6 protein-coding genes are annotated in these 7,033 nt (G+C 44.7%); 4 read left to right on the top strand and 2 right to left on the bottom strand.

Going from position 1 to position 7,033, the window contains the following annotated elements; genetic code table 11:
- Positions 1 to 213: hypothetical protein (locus tag Q8P86_02725; protein MDP3996583.1), on the bottom strand; the 213-nt coding region annotated here is incomplete at its 3' end.
- Here Q8P86_02725 and Q8P86_02720 point away from each other — a divergent pair.
- The 4 genes from Q8P86_02720 (at position 212) to Q8P86_02705 (ending at position 5,686) form a co-directional block, all read left to right on the top strand.
- On the top strand, positions 212 to 2,332 hold the full coding sequence (locus Q8P86_02720) for a polyribonucleotide nucleotidyltransferase (GenBank protein ID MDP3996582.1): 2,121 nt from the start codon (positions 212 to 214) through the stop codon (positions 2,330 to 2,332). The two genes, Q8P86_02725 and Q8P86_02720, sit on opposite strands and share 2 nt — an antisense overlap.
- Before the next feature lie 163 nt (positions 2,333 to 2,495).
- Positions 2,496 to 3,440, top strand: coding sequence for a hypothetical protein (locus Q8P86_02715; GenBank protein ID MDP3996581.1), 945 nt, complete (start codon positions 2,496 to 2,498; stop codon positions 3,438 to 3,440).
- 231 nt (positions 3,441 to 3,671) lie between these two features.
- Positions 3,672 to 4,031 (top strand): TraR/DksA C4-type zinc finger protein, encoded by a 360-nt coding sequence (locus Q8P86_02710; GenBank protein ID MDP3996580.1) that lies wholly within the window; start codon positions 3,672 to 3,674, stop codon positions 4,029 to 4,031.
- An 86-nt stretch (positions 4,032 to 4,117) separates the two neighbouring features.
- Positions 4,118 to 5,686, top strand: coding sequence for a YifB family Mg chelatase-like AAA ATPase (locus tag Q8P86_02705; protein ID MDP3996579.1), 1,569 nt, complete (start codon positions 4,118 to 4,120; stop codon positions 5,684 to 5,686).
- Between the two features lie 223 nt (positions 5,687 to 5,909).
- Here Q8P86_02705 and Q8P86_02700 read toward each other — a convergent pair whose 3' ends face one another.
- Positions 5,910 to 6,920 carry a M23 family metallopeptidase gene (locus Q8P86_02700; GenBank protein ID MDP3996578.1) on the bottom strand — a complete coding sequence of 337 codons (1,011 nt, stop codon included), beginning with the start codon at positions 6,918 to 6,920 and terminating at the stop codon, positions 5,910 to 5,912.
- Positions 6,921 to 7,033: the final 113 nt, after the last annotated feature.

Raw genomic sequence — 7,033 nt, 5'->3', positions numbered from 1 at the left:
ATCCGCGTCTTTCTTTTCAATTTCGGCTACGGCTTCGCAAAAATTATTCAACAGATACTCTGTATATGCCTCATAATTTTTGCTTCGCCTCGCTCGAAATTGAAAAGAAATCCATCGGAAGCGAGTTTCGTAACTCAAAGTATTAGAGAATAGAAATTTCGCGCCGACTCCTTCGCGAATATTTGTGAATTCGCATCCATCCTCAATTAGCATGCGCAATCAAAAGTATTCCATTGAAATTGGCGGAAAAACTTTAACCGCTGAATTTACGGATTTAGCCGAGCAAGCAAACGGCTCTGTCATAGTGCGTTATGGCAACACAACCGTTTTGGCAACCGCCGTAATGTCGGAAAAACCAAAGTCGGGAGTTGACTATTTACCCCTCTCCGTTGAATACGAAGAACGTTTCTATGCCGCCGGCGAAATACTGGGCAGTCGTTTTATAAGACGAGAAGGCAGACCAACAGATGAGGCGGTGCTTTCGGGACGGGTCGTTGACCGCACGATACGGCCTCTTTTTGACCATTCAATGAGGCATGAAGTGCAAGTGGTTCTTACCGTACTTTCAATAGAAGAGGATGACCCTGATATACTCGGAGTTTTAGGAGCTTCTTTGGCTTTGGGCGTATCAAATATTCCTTGGAATGGGCCGGCATGCGCGGTTCGCATAGGTAAATTGAAAGATAATGGACTTGTCATAAATCCGACTTACAAAGACCGTGAACAAAATGATGCTTTTGAAGCCGATATCGTGGCTTGTGGCAAAGACGGGCTTATAAACATGATAGAAGTTGGCGGAAAAGAGGTATCGGAAGAAGTTATTATCTTGGCCTTGGAAGAAGCGGGCAAGGAACTGGATAGATTGCAAAAATGGCAAGAAGACATAATAAAAGAACTGGGCTCGGAGAAAAGAGCGGTAGAAAAACCGGTCTGTCCCGAAGGCGTGAATGTTTTGTTTGAAGAGAAAGTGCTTCCAAAATTTGAAACGGCGGTAATGAGCGGTAAACCGGGTAAAAAAAGCATAGATGACCTTAAAAAAGAGTGGCTGGAAATTTTTTCGGAAAAAATGCCGGAGAGTTCCATCTCTTTTGCAGATGATTTTTACGAGGAAAAAGTCAACGAAATGCTTCACAGAGAAGTTATAGAGAACGACAGACGACCTGACGGGAGAGGGATGGATGAGGTAAGACCTCTTTTTGCCAAGGCGGGAGGGGTGTCACCCATACTTCACGGTTCGGGAATTTTCTATCGCGGAGGCACTCATATTTTATCCGTTTTGACTTTGGGTGGCCCGCAAGACGCGCAATTTATTGACAGCATGGAAATCCAAGAGTCCAAAAAACGTTTTATGCACCACTACAATTTTCCGCCATTTTCAACAGGTGAGACGGGAAGAACCGGCGGAACCAACAGACGAATGGTCGGACACGGGGCGCTTGCCGAAAAAGCACTGCTACCAGTAATTCCTTCCAAAGAAACTTTTCCTTACACTATCCGATTGGTTTCAGAGGCCTTTTCTTCAAACGGCTCTACTTCCATGGGTAGCGTTTGCGGTTCCACTTTGGCTCTGATGGACGGAGGAGTTCCTATTTCCTCGCCGGTTGCGGGTATTGCCTCCGGTCTTATGATGGAAAACACAAAACGCTACAAGATACTGACAGACATTCAAGGGCCTGAAGATCATCATGGAGACATGGATTTAAAAGTGGCGGGCACAAGAAAGGGCGTCACGGCAATACAGATGGACGTCAAAGTTTCCGGTGTTTCAATAAAAATCCTCACGGAGGCCTTGGAAAAAGCCAAGATGGCGCGGTTTCAGATTTTGGACGTTTTAGAAAAAGAAATTTCCGCGCCGAGAGCCGATATTTCTCCTCGAGCTCCAAAAATTTTGGTTATGAAAATAAAACCGAGCTTAATCGGCATGGTTATCGGTTCAGGAGGCAAAACGATAAACGAAATTCGTGAAGCCACCGGCACGGAAATAGAAATAGAAGATGACGGCACCGTATTTATTACAGGAAAAGACGGTGGAGCGGAAAAAGCCAAAGAAATCGTTGAAGAAATGACCAGAGAATACAAAGCGGGGGACAAAATGCAGGGAGTCGTCACTAAAATAGCGGACTTTGGAGCTTTTGTCCGTATAGGGTACAACACCGAAGGGTTGGTTCATATTTCCGAAATTGCGCCGTTTAGAGTGAATAAAGTCAGTGATATTTTAAAAGAAGGCGACAAAGTGCCGGTTGTAATCAAGGAAGTTGATTCTGAAAAAGGAAAAATCCGCTTGTCTATAAAAGACGTTGACCCGAATTTTGCCAAACAGAAAAGTGTTTAAGGAAAACCGCCCCGTCCGCGACAAGCGCGTACGGGGCGGTTTTTGTTTTTGAAAAGATATCTTTTGCGTGTAACCGAAAAATTTGAGAGAATTAACTTAACTTCGCATCGCGAACGCCTTTATGTTTGCTCAAAAACAATCAAACAACTTGATACCGCAAGACATGGTACCGTCCACTCCTTTTCCTAACGGGGAATACATTCCAAAAGAACCGCCGGAACGGACAAAAAACAACGACCGGATTTTGAAACCTTTGCGCACATACGAAGGCGACGTAGCCGAAGCTCTCAAAAGTAAAAAAGGAAGTATCGGTAAAATAGTAATAGCCGAAGACAAAAGACGCAATGAAAAGGAGGGTTACAGTTTAACGGCTCCTGAAAAACCTGAAAGAAGAACCGGCCTTGTGGTGGTCGCTTTATTTCTCATTATATTGGGAGCCGGAGCATGGGGAGGAGTGTATTTTTGGAACAAAAAAAACAGTCCGCTTGAAAACAATTTCTCTTTTTCTCCTTTGTTTTCCGCGGACACCCAGAAAGAGGTGGATATTACCGGTAAAAAGGGGAGCGATGTTTCGGCTTATTTAAACGCTTCGGTGGAATCACCCCTCTCTCTGACTTCAGTAGTCGGAATGTACTTTGTTCAAAACGACGGTCTTGAAAAAACAGTGGTTTCGGGTGGCGACTTCATATTGATTCTGGAAACTGACGCTCCGGCGGCTCTTTTGCGCACGCTGACAGGCCCGGCGATGTTTGGCATTCACTCTCTCATAGAAAACCAGCCGTTTTTCATAACGCGAGTGGACAATTTTGAAAATGCTTTTGCCGGAATGCTTTCTTGGGAAAAGAACTTGACTCATGACCTTGGACCGATTTTAAGTCCGGCCATAAAGAAAATGACTGCGGGCGCGACAACCACCAGACCGACTTATTACGGCGAATTTCAGGATTTTATAATAAAAAACAAAGATGTAAGAGCCCTTAAAGACCAGTCCGGCAATATTTTGCTTCTTTATTCTTTTCCCGACCGTTCCACTCTTGTAATAACTTCAAACCCCGACACATTTGAGGAAATTCTAAGAAGACAACTTACGATAAAAATGGTCAGATAGTGAGTGGAACATGTTTCGTGTCATATGTCCCATATTTTCTGTGAATTACGAAATGTCTTTTTCGGCGAGGTCTTCGTGGCGCACAAAGATTTTTTACTAAAAATCTTCTCTCTCCGGCGCCAGCCGCGCCTCCGAAGGCGCCTCTCAAACCTCGCCTCAACACCATTTCGTAATTCAAGGATATTTTTTCAATGTCTTGCATGTTTCACGAGCCATGCTATGCTTTTCTTCATGACCATAGACAAAGAGCATTTTAAAAAAGAGCTGGAAAAAGAGCTTTCAAACATTGTGAAAGAGCTGAAAAGTGTCGGCCGAATAAATCCCGACAATCCGGCGGACTGGGAAGCCCTGCCGGACAAAATGGATGTTTTAGCCTCGGACGAGAACGAGACGGCGGACAGTATAGAATCATACGAGGAAAATACCGCCATATTAAAACAGTTGGAAACCAGATACAACGAAATCATAAAAGCTCTAAAAAGAATCAAAGACGGGGGATATGGTGTTTGTGAAGTGGGGGGAGAAGAAATAGAAAAAGAACGATTGGAAGCAAATCCCGCCGCCACGACTTGTATAAAACATTTGGAGTAGCCAGAGCCATATAACCTGCGACCAAAAAAGTATCAAAGTCAGCAGAATAGTTAATATTATTTTCAATCAATCATTGGTTGTCTAACATGTCTTTCGCTCGCGCTTACAGTGCCCAACCATCTATTTTAGGCGCCGATATAATAACGGTGGAAACCGACATTTCAAAAGGCCTGAATGCTTTTTCACTAATCGGACTTCCGGACAAAGCAGTTGACGAATCACGAGGCCGAGTATCGGCCGCGGTAAAACACGCCGGTTTTACTTCTCCCAAACAATCAAATCAAAAGACGGTCATAGCATTGGCCCCTGCGGATCTTAAAAAAGAGGGTCCTTTTTTTGACCTGGCCATGGCTCTTTCTTACCTTTTGGCGGATGAAGAAATAAAGTTTGAAACGGAAAAGAAACTTTTTGTGGGGGAACTTTCTCTTGACGGAAACCTTCGTCCGGTAAAAGGAATTTTGCCCATAGCCAAAGAAGCAAAAGAAAAAGGATTCCAAGAGATTTTTGTTCCTAAAGAAAACGCCGCCGAAGCCGCTCTTATAGACGGTATTTCCATTTTCGGGGCCCATACTTTAAAAGAAGTTTTAGACCATCTGGACGAAAAAGACGGTCCTGACGACAGTGAGATAAATTCTCAAATAAAAAAATTCATAACGAAGCAGGAAAAAACCAAAGTAAAATACAGGGAACCGGAATATGCAATTGATTTAAGCGACATAAAAGGACAGGAGAACGCCAAAAGGGGACTGGAAATAGCGGCCGCGGGAGGCCACAACATCGCCCTCTACGGACCTCCGGGCACCGGAAAAACGCTTTTAGCCAAAGCATTCGCTTCTCTTTTGCCACCTTTGACGTTTGAAGAGATTCTGGAAGTAACTTCCATACATTCAGTAGCCGGAACCGTTTCAGGAGAACTCGTGACACACCCGCCGCTGCGGTCACCTCACCATACCGCTTCGCACATTGCCATTACAGGGGGCGGTTCAGTCCCTAAACCGGGCGAGATAACTCTGGCTCACAGAGGGGTCTTATTTATGGACGAGTTTCCGGAATTTGACCGCAGGGTTATAGAAACCTTGCGCCAACCGCTTGAAGAAAGGACTGTTTCCGTTTCCCGCGCTCGCGGTTCCGTTTTGTTTCCGGCAAATTTTATTCTCATCGCCACGTTAAACCCATGTCCTTGCGGCAACTTTGGCAGTAAAAAGAAAATTTGCACTTGTTCGCCTTTACTGATTCAACGCTATAAAAGAAAAATTTCCGGTCCTATTATGGACAGAATAGACATGTGGATAGAGGTTCCCCATATGGAGTACGAGGACTTGCAGGCGGACAAAAAAGAAGGAAGTAGCGTGGAAGCGAAAGAAAAAATATTGTCGGCGCGTAAAAAACAAAAAGACCGTTTAAAACGTCTCGGTTTCCTCGGCGACTTAAATGGAAACTTATCCGCAAAAAACATTGACGCGGTTATTCCTCTTTCTGACGAAGTGAAAAACTTTGTCCGCCTTTCGGCGGAAAGGTTGTCTCTTTCACCCAGGGCTTATCACAAAGTTCTGAAGCTGTCCCGAACCATTGCAGACATGCTGGGAGATGACGAAGTCAATATTGAGCACATAAAAGAGGCGTTAAGTTACAGACCAAAGGAAGAGATAATGTAATATGAGTGCGGGGCACGGAGCATCTTAAATGCAAAGAAAGGGCTTCTTTTCTTACTCTACTTTGAGTTACGAAACACCTGCTTTACCCCCCCCACGAGGAAAGTCACAAAAAAGTGACTAAGACCGGGCAAGCGCCCTTGGAGCGGTTACTTTTTTGGGAGCTTTCCCTCGTGGGGGGCACTTACCGTATTTCGTAATTCAAAGTTTCTTACCGTTTTGTGACTTAAAATGGATTTTTCGCTCCTCTGATTTCAAAATGCACGTGAGGACCCGTGGTGCGACCGCTCATTCCTATATACGCGACAACTTGCCCTTTTACAACCTGCTGACCGACAGATACGATGTTTTTGTTAGTGTGGGCATAAAGCGTTTGAGAACCGTTACTGTGAGATATGACAACGTAGTTTCCATAGCCCCCGTTCCAACCGTACTCTTTGCTTACAATGACAGTTCCACTCGCTGAAGCCATTATCGGTGTTCCCACCGGAGCGGCAAGATCTACGCCGTTATAACTGTGGAGTCCTTGGGTTTTTCTGCCTCCAACGATAGGTCTTATATAATAACCTTCATAGCTCGGACCGCTCGCACCTTTAACATACTTGGCTGAAGAGCCGGCAGAAGAAGGCGATGGTTTTGGAGCGGCGATTTCTCCATCAGGAATAACAACCGTATCCCCAATAGCAACGGAGGCGTTTTCAGGCAAGTTATTAAAGTCAAGCACTTCTTTTAGGTCGGCTTTGTATTTTTTTGCAATACTCTCTAACGTGTCACCTTTAACTACCGTATGTTTTACACCCGTTATGGGCAAAATCACAAGGGTTTGTCCTTCGCGAATAACAGAACCGCGAATGTCGTTAGCCCATATAACGGTATTGACCGATACGTTAAACATCCGAGCAATCTGGGAAAGAGAATCCCCCGGGCGAACCACGTATAAACTTATTTGACCGGAAGAAGCGAGATGGTCTTCTATGTCAACGAGAGTGCCTTGTGGCCCCGTTTCAGACAACAGGGCGGTTCCTCCCACTATGGTTATGTCGCCACCTCCTTTGGCCGGATTGGGGTCTGTGTTTAAAGCCGCCTTTAAAATGTCCATGTTTTGAGAGTTAAGGACACTCGCCGAAGCATCGGTAGCGATTTTTTCAGAACTAAAAATGCCGGCAACAAATGACATTATGCCGGCATGCGCAAAAACGGGTACTCCCACAATAAAAACACCCACTGCAAACCGCAAAACAAATAATTTTGCAGCGAAACGTAAAACTTCTCTTTTTTTCGCCTTCCCCGACAAGTAGAATTTCTTAGGTGAGGAAGGGTCTTTTTGTTTAAGTAAAATAAGCCGATAAA

It is taken from the genome of bacterium (genome assembly GCA_030699905.1).
Taxonomy (GTDB): Bacteria; Patescibacteriota; Minisyncoccia; order Phycocordibacterales.
The sequence above is the reverse complement of the archived record's forward strand: the minus strand, read 5'-3'. Positions and strand labels throughout refer to the sequence as shown.